The organism is Arthrobacter sp. TmtSoilC51, assembly GCF_055388015.1.
The window spans coordinates 1,658,001-1,674,451 of record NZ_AP035877.1 but is presented as its reverse complement, the minus strand read 5'-3'; the positions used below and the strand labels follow the sequence as shown (position 1 = coordinate 1,674,451).

Genomic DNA, 16,451 nt, shown 5'->3' with positions numbered 1-16,451 from the left:
CGGTAAGGGCCAGGGACAGCCGGATCCTCTCTCACATCACCACCCCCAAAACCGGATCCTCTCTCATATCACCACCACCAAAACCGGATCCTCTCTCACATCACCACCCCCAAAACCGGATCCTCTCTCATATCACCACCACCAAAACCGGATCCTCTCTCACATCACCACCACCAAAAACCGGATCCTCGGGAGTGTCCGTTTAACGGTGGATTCGGGTGTTGGTGTTTATGTGATTCTGCCTTCGAACGTGATGGCGAAGGCATTCAGTGCCGGTTTCCATCGTGCTATCCATCGTGCTCTGCTCCGGCCGGTGGGGTCCAGTGCCCGGGTGGCCAGGTAGAGGCATTTTAAGGCGGCGGGGATGGTGGGGAAATGTCCGCGTGCTCTGACTGCCCGCCGGTATCGTGCGTTCAGGGATTCGATGGCGTTTGTGCTGCAGATGACCTTACGGATCTCCACGTCGTAGTCCAGGAACGGGATGAACTCGCTCCAGGCGTTCTCCCACAGCCGGATGATGGCCGGATACTGCTTGCCCCATTTACCGGCGAACTCTCCGAGGCGTTCTTTGGCCGCGGTCTCGGACGGTGCGGTGTATATCGGGCGGAGGTCCCGGGCCATTTCGGTCCAGCACTTCCTTGAGGCGTAACGGAAGGTGTTCCGGACCAGATGCACGATGCAGGTCTGGACTACAGCCTGGGGCCAGACGGTATTGATCGCATCCGGCAGGCCTTTGAGCCCGTCGCAAACGGTGATGCACACGTCCTCGACGCCCCGGTTCTTGATCTCGGTCAGCACCGCGAGCCAGAACTTCGCCCCTTCACCGCCGTCGCCGGCCCACAACCCAAGGACGTCACGTTCACCATTGACGGTGACACCAATGGCCACGTAGATGGGCCGGTTGGTGACTTGCCCGTCGCGGACTTTGACGTGGATAGCGTCAATGAACATCGCCGGGAACACCCTGTCCAGAGGACGGTTCTGCCATTCGGTCATTTCTCCAACGACCTTCTCGGTGATCCTGGAGATGGTGTCCTTGGAAACCCTTGCGCCGAACACGTCAGCGAAGTGGGCCGCGATTTCCCCGGTCGTGAGTCCTTTAGCGCTCAATGACAGGATGATCTCGTCCACACCGGTCAAACGGCGTTGTCGCTTCTTCACCGTCTGGGGATCAAACGTGGAACCGGTATCCCGGGGCACGTCGATCTCCACCGGCCCGATCTCCGTCAGCACTGTCTTCGAACGGGTGCCGTTGCGTGAATTCCCGCTGCCCCGCCCTGCCACTTCGTGCTTGCCGTATCCCAGATGCTCATCCATTTCCGCTTCCAGGGCGGTCTCCAGGACGTTCTTGGTCAGTTTGTTCAACAGCCCTCCCGGTCCAACAAGCTCAAACCCCTGTTCCTTGGCCTGAGACAGGAGCTGCTGCGCCAACTCTTGCTGATCCACCTCGGTCGCCATGGGGCCCATGATCTCGCTCATGATCAGTCCTCCCCGCCAAGCAACGCTTGGCGTGTCAGGCCAACCCCGGATCCACCGTTATTCCGACACTCCCGGATCCTCTCTCCCTTTCGTCAGGAAAGTGAGAGAGGATCCGGTCAAAAGCGGTTGGATGTGAGGGAGGATCCGGTCAAAAGCGGTTGGACGTGAGGAGGGTTTGTGCTTAGGCGATCGCGGCGCGACTCTTGACGAACGCCTGAACGCAAGCTTCGACGTCGTCCGCGCTGTGTGCGGCCGAGAGCTGGACCCGGATCCGGGCTGCGCCCTTGGGCACCACGGGGTAGCTGAAGGCCGTGACGAAAACGCCGTTGCCCAGCATCTCGTCGGCCACCTTTGCGGCTACCACGGCATCCCCGAACATGACGGGAATGATGGCGTGTTCGCCGTCGAGCAGTTCGAAGCCTTCCTCGCTCATGCGGCGGCGGAACAGTGCGGCGTTCTCGAACAGGCGGGTCCGGAGTTCACCGGACTCCTGGACCAGTTCGATCGCCTTGATGGTGGCGGCAACAATGGCCGGGGCGAGGGAGTTGGAGAACAGGTAGGGGCGCGCCTTCTGGCGCAGCATGGCAACGATTTCGCCGCGGCCGGAAACGTAGCCGCCCGAGGCACCGCCCAAGGCTTTGCCGAAGGTGCCTGTGTAGATGTCCACGCGGTCCGAAACGCCTGCGTGCTCCGGAGTACCAGCACCGGTGGGGCCCATGAATCCGACGGCGTGGGAGTCGTCCACCATCACCAGGGCGTCGTGCTTTTCGGCGAGGTCGCAAATGGCTTCAAGGGGCGCAAGGTAGCCATCCATGGAGAACACGCCGTCGGTGACGATGATTTTGCGGCGCGAACCCTCGGCCTCAACGAGCTTGGCTTCGAGATCGGCCATGTCCTGGTTTGCGTAGCGGAAGCGCTTGGCCTTGCTGAGGCGGATGCCGTCGATGATGGAGGCGTGGTTGAGGGAGTCCGAGATGATGGCGTCTTCGGGGCCGAACAGGGACTCGAACACGCCACCGTTGGCGTCGAAGCAGCTGGAGAACAGGATGGTGTCCTCGGTGCCGAGGAACTTCGAAACGCGGGATTCAAGCTCCAAGTGGAGGTCCTGGGTGCCGCAAATGAACCGTACCGAAGCCATGCCGAAGCCACGCTCGTCCATGGCGGATTTGGCCGCGGCGATGATGTCCGGGTGGTCGGCCAGGCCCAGGTAGTTGTTGGCGCAGAAGTTCAGGACGGTGCTGGCTGGCTGCCCGAGCTGGCCTGCGGCGATGTGGCTTGCCTGGGGGGAATCGATGTGCCGTTCGGTCTTGAAGAGTCCGGCGCGGCGGATCTCGTCGAGTTCGCCTTGGAGTTGGTCTTTGATGGCTGAGTACATGGGGTGCTCCTAAGTTTTCTGGGGATCCGGTGGCAGTTCAGTCCAGTTTCTACAGTTCAGTCCAGTCGAGGACTACTTTGCCGCCGGTGCCGGCGCGTGCGATCTCGAAGCCTTTTTCCCAGTCAGTTGCGGACAGCTTGTCTGTGACGACGGCGGAGATGTTGCGGTGCAGCGCGGGGTTGGACGAGAGCATGGCGCTCATGGCGTACCACGTCTCAAACATCTCGCGTCCGTAGATGCCCTTGAGGGTCAGCATGTGGGTGACCACCTTGCCCCAGTCGATGTCGATGGACTGGCTGGGAAGGCCCAGCATGGCGATGCGGCCGCCGTGGTTCATGTTGTCGATCATCTCAGGCAGGGCCGTGGGGTGCCCGGACATTTCCAGGCCAATGTCGAAGCCTTCGCGCATGCCCAGTTCCTGCTGAGCCTCGCGGACACGCATCTTGGAAACGTCGACGGCGAGATCCACGCCCATCTGGCGGGCCAGTTCCAACCGCGGAGCGGATACGTCGGTGATGGCGATCTTGCGGGCGCCTGCGTGGCGGGCGACGGCAATAGCCATAAGCCCGATCGGTCCTGCACCGGTGATCAGCACGTCCTCACCGACCAGTGGGAAACTGAGCGCCGTGTGAACCGCGTTGCCGAACGGATCGAAGATGGCGCCGAGTTCCGGTGTGACGGATTCGTCGTGGTGGACCCAGACGTTCGTCTCCGGAATGACCACATACTCTGCAAAGGCGCCATCGCGCTGAACACCAACGGAGACGGTGTGGATGCACATCTGGCGGCGTCCCGCACGGCAGTTACGGCAAATCCCGCAGACCACGTGGCCTTCACCGGAGACGCGATCCCCCACCTTGACGTCGCGGACGTCCTCGCCGATTTCCACCACTTCGCCGTAGAACTCGTGGCCCGGGATGAGGGGTGTTTCGATGATGCTTTGGGCCCAGGAATCCCAGCTCTGGATATGGAGGTCCGTGCCGCAGATGCCAGTGGTCACGACGCGGATCTTGACGTCGCTGGGGCCGGCTTCGGGCTCGGGACGGTCGACGAGTTCGAACCCTGCTTGCGGGCCGGATTTGTAGAGAGCCTTCATGGAATTCCTCACTGGCTGGGGCTGCTTCGCTGCTGCTGACTCCATTAGAGCCCCGCCAACGATTTAGCACAACTAGTTTTTCCTCAATCAACGATTTAGCATTTACTAATGGAAATTCATCAGCTGCAGATGCTCAGGGAACTCGGCGACCTCGGCAGCGTCAAAGCAGTTGCGGAGACCCTCATGGTCACGCCGTCGGCCGTTTCCCAACAGCTCGCCCTGCTCCAGAAATCGGTTGACGTTCCGCTGACTCGCAAGGAGGGACGCGCGCTGGTGCTGACCGACGCCGGCCGCGTCCTCGCCGAGGCAGGTGCCGCCGTCGTTAATGCCATGGCTGACGCGCGGGCGGCGATCGGTGCGTATCACGACGCTCCCGACTCGCCGGTGAGCGTGAGCGCCTTCCACAGTGCCGGGCAGGCGCTGTTCGCGCCATTGGCAGCTCTCCTGGCAACCGGAGGGGCGTCCGACGACGGTAAGTCACCCAGGCTGCGTCTCTCGGATGAGGACGTGGCCCAGGAGGATTTCCCGGGGTTGGCTGCACGCTACGATCTCGTCCTGGCGCACAGGATGGACAACAGCCCGCCCTGGCCGGAGGACAAAGTGGCGGTGATTCCCCTGGCCGACGAGCCCTTGGACATTGCCTTGCCTGCGGATCACCCGCTGGCGTCCCGGCGCGAACTGGAGCCATCCGACGTAGTGGATGAACCATGGGTGACCAGCCGTGATGGCTACTCCCCCGCGGACGTCCTGGCCGCCGTCGTTGCCGTGAGCGGCAGGCCAGCTGAGGTACTTCACCGGATCAACGACTACTCCACTGTGGCTGCGCTCGTCTCGGCTGGCGGCGCGATCGGGCTGCTGCCGCGATTCACGGCTCGGCGTGTGCTGGACGCCGGGGTGGTGCTGCGTCCGCTGGCCGGCGTGAATTCCGTGCGAAAGATCGACATCCTGGCCCGGCCGGAATCGCTTAAACGGAAATCGGTCATGACGGTCTGCGAGTCACTTCAAACCGTCATGACCGAGCTTATCGAGCTATCCAGCCCCCGCTAGCTAGTCGCGGACCAGTGCGGGCTGTCCGGCGTCGAAGTACTCCACGAGTTCGGCCGGAAGCTCGGGGACCTCCCGTGCGGATCCGTCGCCGCGCAGCGATTCCGCGGCGAGGATGCCGGCCACCACGGCCTGGCGTGCGGCGATGGGGCTGGTTTGGGTCTGGCCGCCATGGGCTGCGAAGCGCAGGAACTCCTCAATCAGGCGCGGATCGGCGCCTCCGTGTCCGCCCTCGCCATCCTGGATCTCGATGACTTCGTCCGGAGCTGCGAAGCCCGAGCTACGGCTGGTCCACACGTTGATGGTCTCACCCGGCCCATCACCGAAGTTCTCGATCCTGCCCTTGGTGCCGATGATGGTGTAGTTCCGCCAATAGTCCGGCGTGAAGTGGCATTGCTGGTACGAGGCCAGCACACCGTTGTCCAGGACCATGTTCATCATGGAAATATCCTCGACGTCGATCACTTCCGCCAGGTCCTTCTGCTCCGTCGGCGGCCAGTTGTCCACGGAGAACCAGTCGCCCATGCGCTTGCCATCGTTGTTGCTGCGGTTGGTGACGCCGCCATAGACCGCAAGATCACCGACGGCGGCAACGCGCTTGGTGTAGCCGCCCGCCAGCCAGTGGATGACGTCGATATCGTGGGCACCCTTCTGGAGCAACAGCGAGGTGACGTTGGCGCGCTGCGCGTGCCAGTCCTTGAAGTAGTAGTCGCCGCCGTGGCCCACGAAGTGGCGGCACCAAATGGCTTTGACCTCGCCGATCCGGCCTTCCTCGATGATTTGGCGCATCTGTACTACAACCGGCATGTGCCGCATGTTGTGGCCTACATACAAGCGCGTCCCGGTTTCGAACGCCGTCTTCAGGATGAGGTCCGCGGCCTCCAGCGTGACGTCAAGCGGCTTCTCGCAGAACGTCGGGATGCCCGCCTTGAGCGTCCGGAGTGCGACGGCGGCGTGCTGGTTATCGGGGGTCAGCACCAGTACGGCGTCGAGGCCGCTGGCCAGCAGTTCCTCGAGGTCGTCCGTGACGCGGGCCGACGGAATGCGTTCCGCGGCATCCGCGCGTCCGCGCTCGCTCAGATCGCAAACAATCGTGACCTCTGAGCCCTGGCCCGGCTTATGGGCGTGTCTCCACAACCCCGAGCGCAGGCCGAAACCCACAATGCCGACCTTCAAATCCTTTTCCATGGTGTGCAATTTCCTTCTGCTGATTCTTAGTAAAGTCTGGTTGCGGCGCTGCGGTGTGGCGCCGATTCGCGCACGAACAGGTGCCACGGGAAGTCCAGGACCGCAGGCTCGCGGGAGGCCTCCGAGGTAACAGGTGCCGTGGCCCTCTGCAGGAGAAGCCGGGCAAGCTTGTCGAAAAAATCCACTGGACCGACGGTGCTGAGTGAAGGCGACATACGCTCCCCCTCCACGGTGTTGCCCACACCGATGACGTCCACGTCCACGCCCACGCCCAGCCCAAGCCGCTGGGCTGCATTAATGGCCGCGACAGCCGCGAAGTCCGTGGTGGCGTAGATGGCCGTGGGCCGGTCCGGCAGGCTGAGCAGCCGGGTCGCAGCAGCGTAGGCACCGGCGGACGTGCCATCGAAGAGCCCCACAAAATCCTCGTTTTCCGGAATGCCTGCTTCCGTTAAGACCTCTGAGTAGGCCCGGTAGCGGGTTCCGCCAGAGGTGCCGGCAGCCGTTGCCGGAGTCAGGCAAGCGATCTGCCGGTGGCCGTGGAGCAGATGCTCCACGGCCATGCGGCAGCCTGGACCTGCGATGGAACGGATAACGTCGAAATTCTCCGCTCCAAGCTCCTCATCAAAGACCACCAACGTGGTCCCATGCTCCGCGAGCTTCCGAAGGGCGCCCCGCTGCTCGGGGCGGACTGCATCCACGAACACGGCATCGGCGTTATGTGTGCCGAGGACCTTCACCCAATCGGCGTCGCCAAGGATCATCGGGGTAATCCCGTACGGAGCGGCGGCCCGTTGCACCGCATCAATGACGGACAGTGACCACGGATCCGAAAGCATGGTCAAGGACAGGATCACGGTGTTGGTTCGCCCCGTCCGGATAGCCCGCGCCGCCTGGTTGGGGCGGTAGCCAAGCCGCTCGGCAGCTGCCTTGACCTTTTCCGCCGTCGGGACCGAAACTCCTGGTCCCGCATCCCCCCGACGGCCGGACAACACGTAGGAAACCGTGGCCGTGGAAACACCTGCGAGTTCGGCCACCATGCGAATGGTGGGCCGGACTCCGGTGTTACTCGCTTTTGCCATGATTTCCCCCTGCTTGTTGTGTCTTTTTTCGTCTGGTTTTTTGAGGCTAGCTCCTGAACACGGGAGCGTTGGGATCCAACGCGGCCTGGTATTCGTCGCGCATCTTGTCGCCACCTTCGCTCTTCCAGCGCTTGACCGCGTCCTTGAGTGCGTCGATCTTGGCGCGGCCGGTAATGATGTCCACAACCTTGTCCCGCAACTGCTTGGTGATTTTCGCTCCGACCTTGGCGTTCGTATCGGAATAGGAACCGTTAGTGGGGTTGCGCCACGCGAGCTCCAGCAGTTTCTCTTCCTGCTGGCTGACATAGCGGGTGTCGTCGTCGAAGCCGGGGTTGAAGATGACGTTTTCGGGGCTGGACATGATGTTCAGCGCCGAAACCAAGCCCGGCGCATTGGTGGTTCCAGTCTCCGTGCGGACCGGGTTGCCCGAGCCGTCCAGGGTGTAGTCCTCGCCGAGCTCGCCGAAGTTCTTCTGCATGTACTCCACGGTGCCGAACGGTGCCGAAAGGTAGTTGATGAGGGCCAGGAGTTCGCGGATCTTGCCTTCCTCAGCCTTCTTGAACGGCGTGAAACCGACCGTGCCGTAGCCCATGTCGTAGGTTGGCTTGACCTTCCCGTCGGCGCTGAACGGAACGAGGATGTCGAACTTGGCGGTCTTGTTCAACGCCCGGTAGCTTCGGATGTCGTGGGGGCCCACTACCACCTGTGCCGCAACACTGCCGTTGGCAACCCGGGAGCGAATGTCCGTGGCTTTGGAGTCCGGGTAGAAGACGCCGGCCGCGAACATCTTGGCGGTGAATTCCACGCCGGCCATGTACTCGTCCGTTTCATACAAATGCGTCAAGGTACGGTCCTTGTTGACGGCCCAGCTGTTCGGTGCGCCAAACCATTCAGTAACCATGTGGAGAGCGTTGATGTAGGCCGGCTCAAGGGCGTACTTCTGATCGCCCGGACGCGTCAGTTCCTTGGCCTTGTCCAGGAATTCGTCCGTGCTCGAAGCCTCGAAACCACCTACTTGGGCCCAGACATCGTGATTGCCCACGTACACCTGGCCGAACGGGGTGCTCGGGATGGGCGCTCCCCAAATCTTGCCGTTCACGACGGCGGTCTTCCAGGAATCGGGCTTGAGTGCGGCCAGGTTGGGGTACTCGAGGACGGCGTCACCTGAGAGGTACGGCGTCAGGTCCTGGAACTTGGCTTCGAGCATGGGGCCAACGTTGGGGATGCCTTGGTTGGGCGGAACCCACATCATGTCCGGCAGTTCGTTGCTTGCCAGGACAGTGGCGAACTTCGCAGGGTAGCCGTCCCCGATATCTTCGGCGATCTGCAGTTCCAGGTCGCCGCCGAGCTTGGCGTTGAGGCGCTGCCAGAAGGGGTTGTCCTTCAAGCCGGGACTCATGGTGTCGAAGGTTTCCGTCAGCCCAGTCACCTTGCCCTTTAGCGGCGGAGTCTTCACGGACTGCACGGCAGTGGGCAGTTTGAAATAGCCAGCCTGCAGGCCTTTGGCGTTGCCGGCGAGGTCCGGAGTGACGCCGGTGAATTCCTTGTAGGTGGGCAACTTCACGGACGCCGAGGCAGCGGCGCCTCCGCTGCCCGCAGCTCCGCCACCCCCGCAAGCAGACAGGCCGACGGCGGTGACGGCCAGGCCCGCGAGGCCAAGGAAGCCGCGACGGCTGAATCCAGCCTGTCCTGAGGTAGTGCTCGTCATGGCATAACCCTTTCTGGTTACTTTCTTCATGGTTGGTATTGCATGTCTATGGACCGGCCGTGCGGCTAGCCCTTCACGGCGCCTGTGATGACGCCCTTGGCAAAGTGCTTTTGGAGGAACGGGTAAACCATCAGGATGGGGACAAGCGCCACTACGACTACTGCCATCTGGATGGACTGCGGCGGCGGGGTGGTGGTGATTCCGAGCTGGTCTGCCGCTCCGCTGCCTTGGACCACGAAGTTGCGAAGCAGCAGTTGGATGGGCCATTTGCTGTGGTCATTGATGTAGAGCAGTGCGTTGAAGAACGAGTTCCAGAAACCAACGGCATAGAACAAACCGACGACGGCGATGACGGCCTTGGACAGTGGCATGACGATCCGCCACAGGATCTGCCAGTCGTTGGCACCATCGATCCTGGCGCTTTCGATCAGTTCGCCCGGGATGTTCATGAAGAACGAGCGCATCACCACGAAGTTGAAGGCACCGAAGATGCCCGGAAGGATCAGCGACCACAGGGAATCCAGCAGCCCGAGCTGTCGAATCATGAGGAAGGACGGGATGAGGCCCGGCGCGAACAACAGCGTGAACAGCACAGCGAGCACCACGGGACGGCCGAAGAGGACAGATCTGCTGGTGGCGTAGGCCATGGTGATGGTCACGAACAGCGCCAGGATGGTGCCCACAGCAGTGATGAGCATGCTCACCCCGAGGGACTGCAGGACCATGGGACCTTTGAAGATCGTGGCGTAGGCCTCCAAGGTGGGCCGCTCGGGCCAGAGCACGAATCCGCCAGCCTGGACGAGTTGCTCGGTGTCCGCCAGCGACGTCGATACCACCAGGAGGATTGGTGTCAGGATGGACAAGCTGAAAAGGACGAGGACCACGGCCTTGACTGTTTGGTACAGCGGCGACGGGCGTTCCTTCCATACGGGTCGTTTGGGGTTGTAGCTCAGTTCCCGGGGTTTCCTCGTGAAAAGTGTTGTTGCCATGGGGTTCTCCTTGTGCAGCAGCCGCATGGGCTCAGCGTGCTTGCTTTGCAAAAATTCCGTCTTCGCCGAAGCGGTGGGCAAGTTTGTTGGCGCCGTAGATCAGAAGGGCGCTGACAACACCCTTGGCCAGGCCGGCCGCGGCACCTGAACTCCAGCCACCACCGACCACGCCGGTGTAGTAGGTAAAGGTGTCCAGAACCTCCGCTGCCCCGGCACCCACGGCGTCACGTTGGAGGATGAACTGCTCGAAACCGACGGAGAGAATGTCGCCGATGCGCAGGATCAGGAGGAGCACGATCACGGGCCTGAGCCCGGGCAGCGTGATGTGCCACATCCGGCGCCAACGACCCGCGCCGTCCGCCGCGGCCGCCTCATAGAGTGAGGCATCGATGCTTGCCAAGGCGGCCAGGAAAATGATCATGGCCCAGCCGGCGTCCTTCCAAATCATCTGGACTACCACCATGACGGGGAAGGTCTCCGGGTTGGTCATGAAGGGAATCGGATCCATGCCCCAGTCGCGGAGCAGGTTGTTCACGAAGCCCGCACCGCCAAGCATCTGCTGGAAGAAGGCGATCACCAGTACCCATGAGAGGAAGTGCGGCAGGTAGGCGATGCTTTGGAAAATCCTGCGGACCCGCGTGCTGACCAGGGAATCCACAATCAGTGCGAGCACCAAAGGCACCGGGAAAAGGAAAACCAGCTGCCAGGCCGCCAGGTAGAGCGTGTTCCAAAACGCGTGAATGAAGTCGGGATTGCCGAACAGGTCCACGAAGTTCTGCCAGCCAACGAACAGACTGTCCCCGATGCCGAGGTATGGCTGGTAGTCCTGGAACGCTATGACGTTGCCCAGGATGGGGATGTAGAAGAACAGCAGCAGGAAAGCGACGCCCGGGAGCATCATCAGGAGCATCTGCTTGTCGCGTCTCAGCCGTGACCGGAAGCTTTGCTGGGGCGCCTTGGCAGCCTTGCGCTTCCCCGTTCCGGGTTTTCCTGTCGATGGCTCCGGGACGCGGTGCGCTTCCGGCAAGGCCGGAGCTTGTTGCGTCGTCGAGTTCATGCTGTCTCCTCAGGTGCTGGGCAAAGGTCATCAACGTCATGATGAGTGTGATCCAAACCACGCTCGTTAACCGTTTAACAAACCATAAGTGACGTCTTCCCTATTTGCAAGATCATGATTGAAACTGACATTAGAAATCAGTTTTGATCATTCTTGGCTGTGTGGCCGCCGCCACTAAGATTGATGGAGAACCGCAGAGGGAAGGTTGACATGGCAGATTGCTGCACCCCGGGCGCCAGCGCCCGGGAACATTCCACACCCGGGCTGACACTCCCACTACGGGCGGTGGGCGGACATCACAGCCCGGCTGCCGGCGTCGTACGCTCCAACAACGGAGCCCAAACGGCCGGTAACGCCGACGTCGACATTCCGTCCGGGACCTTCGCCATGGGCGATCCTTTCGGCGAAGGCTACGACGGCGACGGCGAAACCCCGGTGCACGAAGTATCCGTTTCCGGCTTCACCATCAGTGCAACCACGGTAACGAACACAGAGTTCGCGGCATTCGTGGATGCCACAGGGCACCGCACGGAATCTGAAGAGTTCGGGACCTCTGCGGTGTTTCATCTTGCAGTCAAGGCGGAGCCGCACGACATCCTGAACCGCGTCAACAACGTCCCCTGGTGGCTCAATGTGCGCGGCGCGTACTGGGCCCACCCAGCAGGCCCCCTCTCCCACTGGACGGATATCCCGGACCACCCGGTGACCCACGTGTCCTTCAACGACGCCGTGGCGTACTGTGCCTGGGCCGGGCGGCGACTGCCCACCGAGGCCGAATGGGAGTATGCAGCCCGCGGCGGCGTGGCCGGTCAGCGGTATCCATGGGGCAGCGAACTTCACAATGACGGCGCCGAAGGCAGTGCCCGCCACAACTGCAATATCTGGCAAGGCGAGTTTCCCATGCGTAACGACGTCGAGGACGGCTACCTCACCACAGCGCCGGCCAGGTCCTTCGCCCCAAACGGCTATGGGCTTTACCAGACCAGCGGCAACGTGTGGGAGTGGTGCAGCGACTGGTTCCTGCCGAAGTACTACAAGACGTGCCTCGCTGCCGGCACAGTGCAAGACCCCCAAGGGCCAACGATTGGCCGTGGAAGAGTGATGCGGGGCGGTTCATACCTGTGCCACGACTCTTACTGCAACCGTTACCGGCTGGCCGCGCGGAGCTCGAACACCCCGGACTCGGCCAGCGCCAACCTCGGGTTCAGGACCGTAGCGCTCTAAGCGGTTGTAGGGGCGCGGACCAACTGGTTACTGTCTGTCATTAGCGGCGGCTAACTGTGTCCGCGCCCCTTGAGGCCATGGCCCTTGAGGACGGCCGGAAGCTCACCGGACACGATCCGCTGTGCCGTCACGGTGTCGCCGTCCTTGGACCCGGCTATCCGGACGGTGTCGCCGGCCTTAAGGTCTGCTGCGGTAGCTGAAGGCAGCGTGGGCTTACCCTTTCCGTTCCGGAGCTCCGAAAGTTCAGTGGGCATCCGTGAGATGCGCGTATCGGAATTGATCGCGTAGCTCTGTGTGAAGCCGTCGTCGCTCTTCACCGTGATCGAAGTGCTGTTCACGGACTCGATCTTGCCTGTCTGCGTAAGAACGATCCGATACGTGCCGTCCTGGTTCTTGACGGTGAACTCTCCGTGGATGCCCCGCCCATGCACGGCGAAGCTCTTCGATCCTGGAGAGGGCGAGGGCGACGCTGTCGCCGTTGGGTCAGGTGATGCGGTAGCGCTCGACGGCGTAGGGCTGGGCTGGGTGCCTGCCCACACAGCGGCGGCCCCGCCGCCGGTCAATGCGACGGTTATGCCGCCGGCTATGAGGGCCTTGCGAAGGCCCGGTGTCATGGAGGACATGTCCGATCCTTTCAGTGCCAACCGTGGGCTGACACTTCAATCATGGACCCGCATGCTGTATTCCAGCTGTGACTTTTCGCCCAAATGCAAAGTAGCCCACAGTTAGACAACTGCGGGCTACTTTGGTGGGACGCGCGGGAAGCTAGCCTTCGACGCCGAGCTTCTCCAGGATCAGTTCGCGGACACGGCCGGCATCAGCCTGGCCACGGGTGGCCTTCATGACGCCGCCAACAATCGCACCGATGGCCTGGACCTTGCCGCCACGGATCTTCTCCGCGACGTCTGGCTGTGCGGCCAGTGCGGCGTCGATGGCTTCCAGGAGCGGACCGTCGTCGGACACCACGGCCAGGCCGCGCTTGTCGACGATCTCCGCCGGAGTGCCTTCGCCAGCGAGCACGCCGTCCAGCACCTGGGTGGCCATCTTGTTGTTGATCTTGCCTCCCTCGACGAGCTTGTTCAGCTCGACGATGACCTGCGGCGTGACACCGAGTTCGGCGGGATCGACGTCGGCAACCTTGGCGCGGCCGACGATCTCCCCCATCCACCACTTGCGGGCAACGTCTGCGCTCGCACCGGCTGCGATGGTTTCCTCGATCGAGTCCATGACCCCGGCATTTACCACATCGCGGAATTCCAGATCCGAGTAGCCCCAGGCTTCCTTCAGGCGCTTGCGGCGCTCGGCCGGCGGCTCGGGAAGGGTGGCGCGAAGCTCCTCCACCCACTCACGCGAGGCAACGACGGGAACCAGGTCCGGTTCCGGGAAGTAACGGTAATCGTCGGCGTCGGACTTGGCCCGGCCAGACGTCGTCGAACGCGTGTCCTCGTGCCAGTGGCGGGTCTCCTGGATGACCGGCTGGCCGGAGTCCAGGACGGCAGCATGACGCTGGATCTCGTAACGGACGGCATGCTCGACGGCTCGCAGCGAGTTGACGTTCTTCGTCTCCGAGCGGATGCCGAAGCGTTCCTGGCCGTGCGGGCGCAGGGAAACGTTGGCGTCGCAGCGGACGTTGCCGCGCTCCATCTTGGCATCGGAAACACCAAGGTTCTTCACGATCTCACGGACAGCCGCAACGTAAGCCTTGGCCAGTTCAGGGGCACGGCTTCCAGCACCCTGGATCGGCTTGGTGACGATCTCCACGAGCGGCACACCAGAGCGGTTGTAGTCCACCAGAGAGTAGTCGGCACCCTGGATGCGGCCTGCGGAGCCACCCATGTGCGTGAGCTTACCGGCGTCCTCTTCCATGTGGGCACGCTCGATCTCGACGCGGAAGACCGTCCCGTCTTCGAGCTCGATGTCGAGGTAGCCGTCGTACGCGATCGGCTCGTCATACTGCGACGTCTGGAAGTTCTTCGGGGTATCCGGGTAGAAGTAGTTCTTCCGGGCGAAGCGGCAGTATTCGGCGATCTTGCAGTTCAGGGCAAGGCCGATCTTGATGGAGGACTCCACAGCCGTTTTGTTCACCACCGGAAGGACGCCGGGCATGCCGAGGTCGACCTCGTTGACGTTGGTGTTGGGCTCGTCACCGAAGACGTTGGGCGCGGAGGAGAACATCTTGGTCTTGGTGTTCAGCTCCACGTGGACCTCGAACCCCAGAACAGGATCGTACTTCTCCATGGCCTCTTCGAAGCTCAGGGTTGCATCGACGGACATTAGTTTGAACCTCCGGCGGAGTTGGATGCGGCACCGAGGGCGGGTGTCTTCAATTCAGGCGCCTGCGCAAGAAGGGGACCGCCCCACTTTTCTTCAAGGATGGACTCGAGGACAGCACCCACACGGTAGAGGCGGGCATCCTGGCGGGCAGGGGCCAGCAGCTGGACGCCAACGGGCAAGCCGTCCTCGTCCGCCAGGCCGCCGGGCAATGACAGGCCCGGGATACCAGCCATGTTGGCGGGGATGGTGGCGACGTCATTCAGGTACATTGCCAGCGGATCGTCCAGCTTCTCCCCCAGCTTGAACGCGGTAGTGGGCGCGGTGGGCGAGATCAGGACGTCCGCCTTGGCAAACGCAGCATCGAAATCGCGCTGGATCAGCGTCCGGACCTTCTGGGCCGAACCGTAGTATGCGTCGTAATAGCCGGCGCTCAGCGCGTAGGTGCCCAGGATGATGCGGCGCTTGACTTCGTCACCGAAACCGGCGGCGCGGGTTGCGCCCATGACACGCTCGATGGTCATCGGGCCGTCCTTGGGCAGGACGCGCAGGCCATACCGAACGCCGTCGAACTTGGCCAGGTTGCTGGACACCTCGGACGGCATGATCAGGTAGTAAGCGCCCAGGGCGTACTTGAAGTTCGGGCAGGAAACCTCCACGATTTCCGCGCCGGCTTCCTTGAGGAGCTCAAGGGACTCGTTGAAGCGGTTCTCGACGCCAGCCTGGTAGCCCTCGCCGTGCAGCTCCTTGATGATGCCGATCTTCAGGCCCGCGACGTTGCCCACTCGGGCGGCGGCAACGAGGTCATTGAACGGATCAGTCAGGGACGTTGAATCAAATGGATCGTGCCCGCCGATGACTTCCTGCAACAGAGCCGCGTCCAACACCGTGCGGGACACCGGGCCAATCTGGTCCAGCGAGGATGCCATGGCAATCGCGCCATAGCGGGACACCGCACCATACGTCGGCTTCACGCCAACGGTTCCGGTGACAGCACCCGGCTGGCGGATCGATCCGCCCGTGTCCGTGCCAAGCGCCAACGGCGCTTCAAAAGCGGCGACGGCGGCAGCCGAGCCACCGCCCGAACCACCAGGAATGCGGTCCAGGTCCCAGGGGTTACGGGTGGGGCCGTACGCCGAATGTTCCGTGGAGGAACCCATGGCGAACTCATCCAGGTTGGTCTTACCGAGGATGGGCATCTTGGCCGCACGCAGCTTCTTCACCACAGTGGCGTCATACGGGCTGTGCCAGCCCTCAAGGATCTTGGAACCAGCCGTCGTCGGCTGGCCAATCGTCACAATGAGGTCCTTCACGGCAATCGGCACACCGGCCAGGGCATGAAGTTCATCGGCAGCGGCGCCACCGGCGGCGCGGGCAGCGTCAACCTCGGCCGCAACAGCCAAAGCTTCCTCAGTATTAACGTGCAGGAACGCGTTGACCTGGCCGTCCACGTCAGCAATACGGTCAAGGTGCGCTTGCGTCACCTCAACAGCGGAAACCTCGCGGGCAGCCAGCTTCGCAGCGAGATCGGCAGCAGAGTGGCGGATGAGTTCGTTCTTCAGCTCAGTCATAGTAATTAGTCCTCATCCAGGATTGCCGGGACCTTGAAACGGTTCTCGTAAGCATCCGGAGCGCCGGACAACGCCTGCTCAGCCGTAAACGTGTGGCCCACGACGTCCTCACGGAACACGTTGGTCAGCGGAATCGGGTGGGACGTGGCCGGGACATCCTCCCCGGCGGCTTCGCTGACGGACTTCACCGAATCCACGATGACGGCAAGCTCAACCGCCATCCTGTTCAGCTCTTCGGCACTCATTTCAATGTGAGCCAGACGCGCAAGATGCGCGACGTCGTCACGGTTGATCGCAGCCATGGATCTCCCCTGCAAAGTTCAAATGGTTTTCCGAACCAGTCTACTTGTCTTGGGTGTGCCGAGTGTCC

Annotated in this window: 14 protein-coding genes; 2 read left to right on the top strand and 12 right to left on the bottom strand. The window is 62.3% G+C overall.

All coding sequences use genetic code 11. The annotated features are described in order from the left end of the window. Positions 1 to 228 precede the first annotated feature (228 nt). From ACZ5G6_RS07600 to tdh, 3 genes are all read right to left on the bottom strand, one after another. Positions 229 to 1,467, bottom strand: a complete 1,239-nt coding sequence (locus ACZ5G6_RS07600) for an IS256 family transposase (protein WP_498691724.1) — start codon at positions 1,465 to 1,467, stop codon at positions 229 to 231. A 193-nt stretch (positions 1,468 to 1,660) separates the two neighbouring features. Continuing rightward, the gene (locus ACZ5G6_RS07595; protein ID WP_223936458.1) at positions 1,661 to 2,854 is read right to left on the bottom strand and encodes a glycine C-acetyltransferase; all 1,194 of its coding nucleotides are present in this window, start codon (positions 2,852 to 2,854) and stop codon (positions 1,661 to 1,663) included. A 49-nt stretch (positions 2,855 to 2,903) separates the two neighbouring features. Further along, positions 2,904 to 3,950: an L-threonine 3-dehydrogenase gene (tdh, locus tag ACZ5G6_RS07590; protein ID WP_498690548.1), complete on the bottom strand. Its 1,047-nt coding sequence runs from the start codon at positions 3,948 to 3,950 to the stop codon at positions 2,904 to 2,906. 108 nt (positions 3,951 to 4,058) lie between these two features. Between tdh and ACZ5G6_RS07585 the strand changes: the two genes are divergently transcribed. Further along, on the top strand, positions 4,059 to 4,997 hold the full coding sequence (locus ACZ5G6_RS07585) for a LysR family transcriptional regulator (RefSeq protein WP_498690545.1): 939 nt from the start codon (positions 4,059 to 4,061) through the stop codon (positions 4,995 to 4,997). Here ACZ5G6_RS07585 and ACZ5G6_RS07580 read toward each other — a convergent pair whose 3' ends face one another. The 5 genes from ACZ5G6_RS07580 to ACZ5G6_RS07560 all read right to left on the bottom strand — a co-directional run bounded on the left by ACZ5G6_RS07580 (position 4,998) and on the right by ACZ5G6_RS07560 (position 11,015). Then, positions 4,998 to 6,191 carry a Gfo/Idh/MocA family protein gene (locus tag ACZ5G6_RS07580; RefSeq protein ID WP_498690543.1) on the bottom strand — a complete coding sequence of 398 codons (1,194 nt, stop codon included), beginning with the start codon at positions 6,189 to 6,191 and terminating at the stop codon, positions 4,998 to 5,000. 17 nt (positions 6,192 to 6,208) lie between these two features. Further along, positions 6,209 to 7,261, bottom strand: a complete 1,053-nt coding sequence (locus ACZ5G6_RS07575) for a LacI family DNA-binding transcriptional regulator (RefSeq protein WP_498690541.1) — start codon at positions 7,259 to 7,261, stop codon at positions 6,209 to 6,211. 46 nt (positions 7,262 to 7,307) lie between these two features. After that, positions 7,308 to 8,969: a type 2 periplasmic-binding domain-containing protein gene (locus ACZ5G6_RS07570; RefSeq protein ID WP_498690539.1), complete on the bottom strand. Its 1,662-nt coding sequence runs from the start codon at positions 8,967 to 8,969 to the stop codon at positions 7,308 to 7,310. A 65-nt stretch (positions 8,970 to 9,034) separates the two neighbouring features. Next, positions 9,035 to 9,958: a carbohydrate ABC transporter permease gene (locus tag ACZ5G6_RS07565; protein WP_498690536.1), complete on the bottom strand. Its 924-nt coding sequence runs from the start codon at positions 9,956 to 9,958 to the stop codon at positions 9,035 to 9,037. Between the two features lie 31 nt (positions 9,959 to 9,989). Next, positions 9,990 to 11,015, bottom strand: a complete 1,026-nt coding sequence (locus tag ACZ5G6_RS07560; RefSeq protein ID WP_498690534.1) for an ABC transporter permease — start codon at positions 11,013 to 11,015, stop codon at positions 9,990 to 9,992. Positions 11,016 to 11,225: 210 nt separating this feature from the next. Here ACZ5G6_RS07560 and ACZ5G6_RS07555 point away from each other — a divergent pair, with 210 nt between their 5' ends. Next, a complete protein-coding gene (locus ACZ5G6_RS07555; RefSeq protein WP_223936450.1) occupies positions 11,226 to 12,239 on the top strand; it encodes a formylglycine-generating enzyme family protein in 1,014 nt (337 codons plus the stop codon). 50 nt (positions 12,240 to 12,289) lie between these two features. Here ACZ5G6_RS07555 and ACZ5G6_RS07550 read toward each other — a convergent pair whose 3' ends face one another. The 4 genes from ACZ5G6_RS07550 to gatC all read right to left on the bottom strand — a co-directional run bounded on the left by ACZ5G6_RS07550 (position 12,290) and on the right by gatC (position 16,383). Continuing rightward, positions 12,290 to 12,862: a DUF5666 domain-containing protein gene (locus tag ACZ5G6_RS07550; protein ID WP_223936449.1), complete on the bottom strand. Its 573-nt coding sequence runs from the start codon at positions 12,860 to 12,862 to the stop codon at positions 12,290 to 12,292. Positions 12,863 to 13,004: 142 nt separating this feature from the next. Further along, positions 13,005 to 14,513 (bottom strand): Asp-tRNA(Asn)/Glu-tRNA(Gln) amidotransferase subunit GatB, encoded by a 1,509-nt coding sequence (gene gatB / locus ACZ5G6_RS07545; RefSeq protein ID WP_223936448.1) that lies wholly within the window; start codon positions 14,511 to 14,513, stop codon positions 13,005 to 13,007. After that, positions 14,513 to 16,081: an Asp-tRNA(Asn)/Glu-tRNA(Gln) amidotransferase subunit GatA gene (gatA, locus tag ACZ5G6_RS07540; RefSeq protein WP_223936447.1), complete on the bottom strand. Its 1,569-nt coding sequence runs from the start codon at positions 16,079 to 16,081 to the stop codon at positions 14,513 to 14,515. The genes gatB and gatA overlap by 1 nt, the downstream gene beginning before the upstream one ends. A 5-nt stretch (positions 16,082 to 16,086) precedes the next feature. Then, complete coding sequence (gatC, locus tag ACZ5G6_RS07535) at positions 16,087 to 16,383, bottom strand: Asp-tRNA(Asn)/Glu-tRNA(Gln) amidotransferase subunit GatC (protein WP_498690530.1); 297 nt, start codon at positions 16,381 to 16,383, stop codon at positions 16,087 to 16,089. Between the last annotated feature and the right edge of the window lie 68 nt (positions 16,384 to 16,451).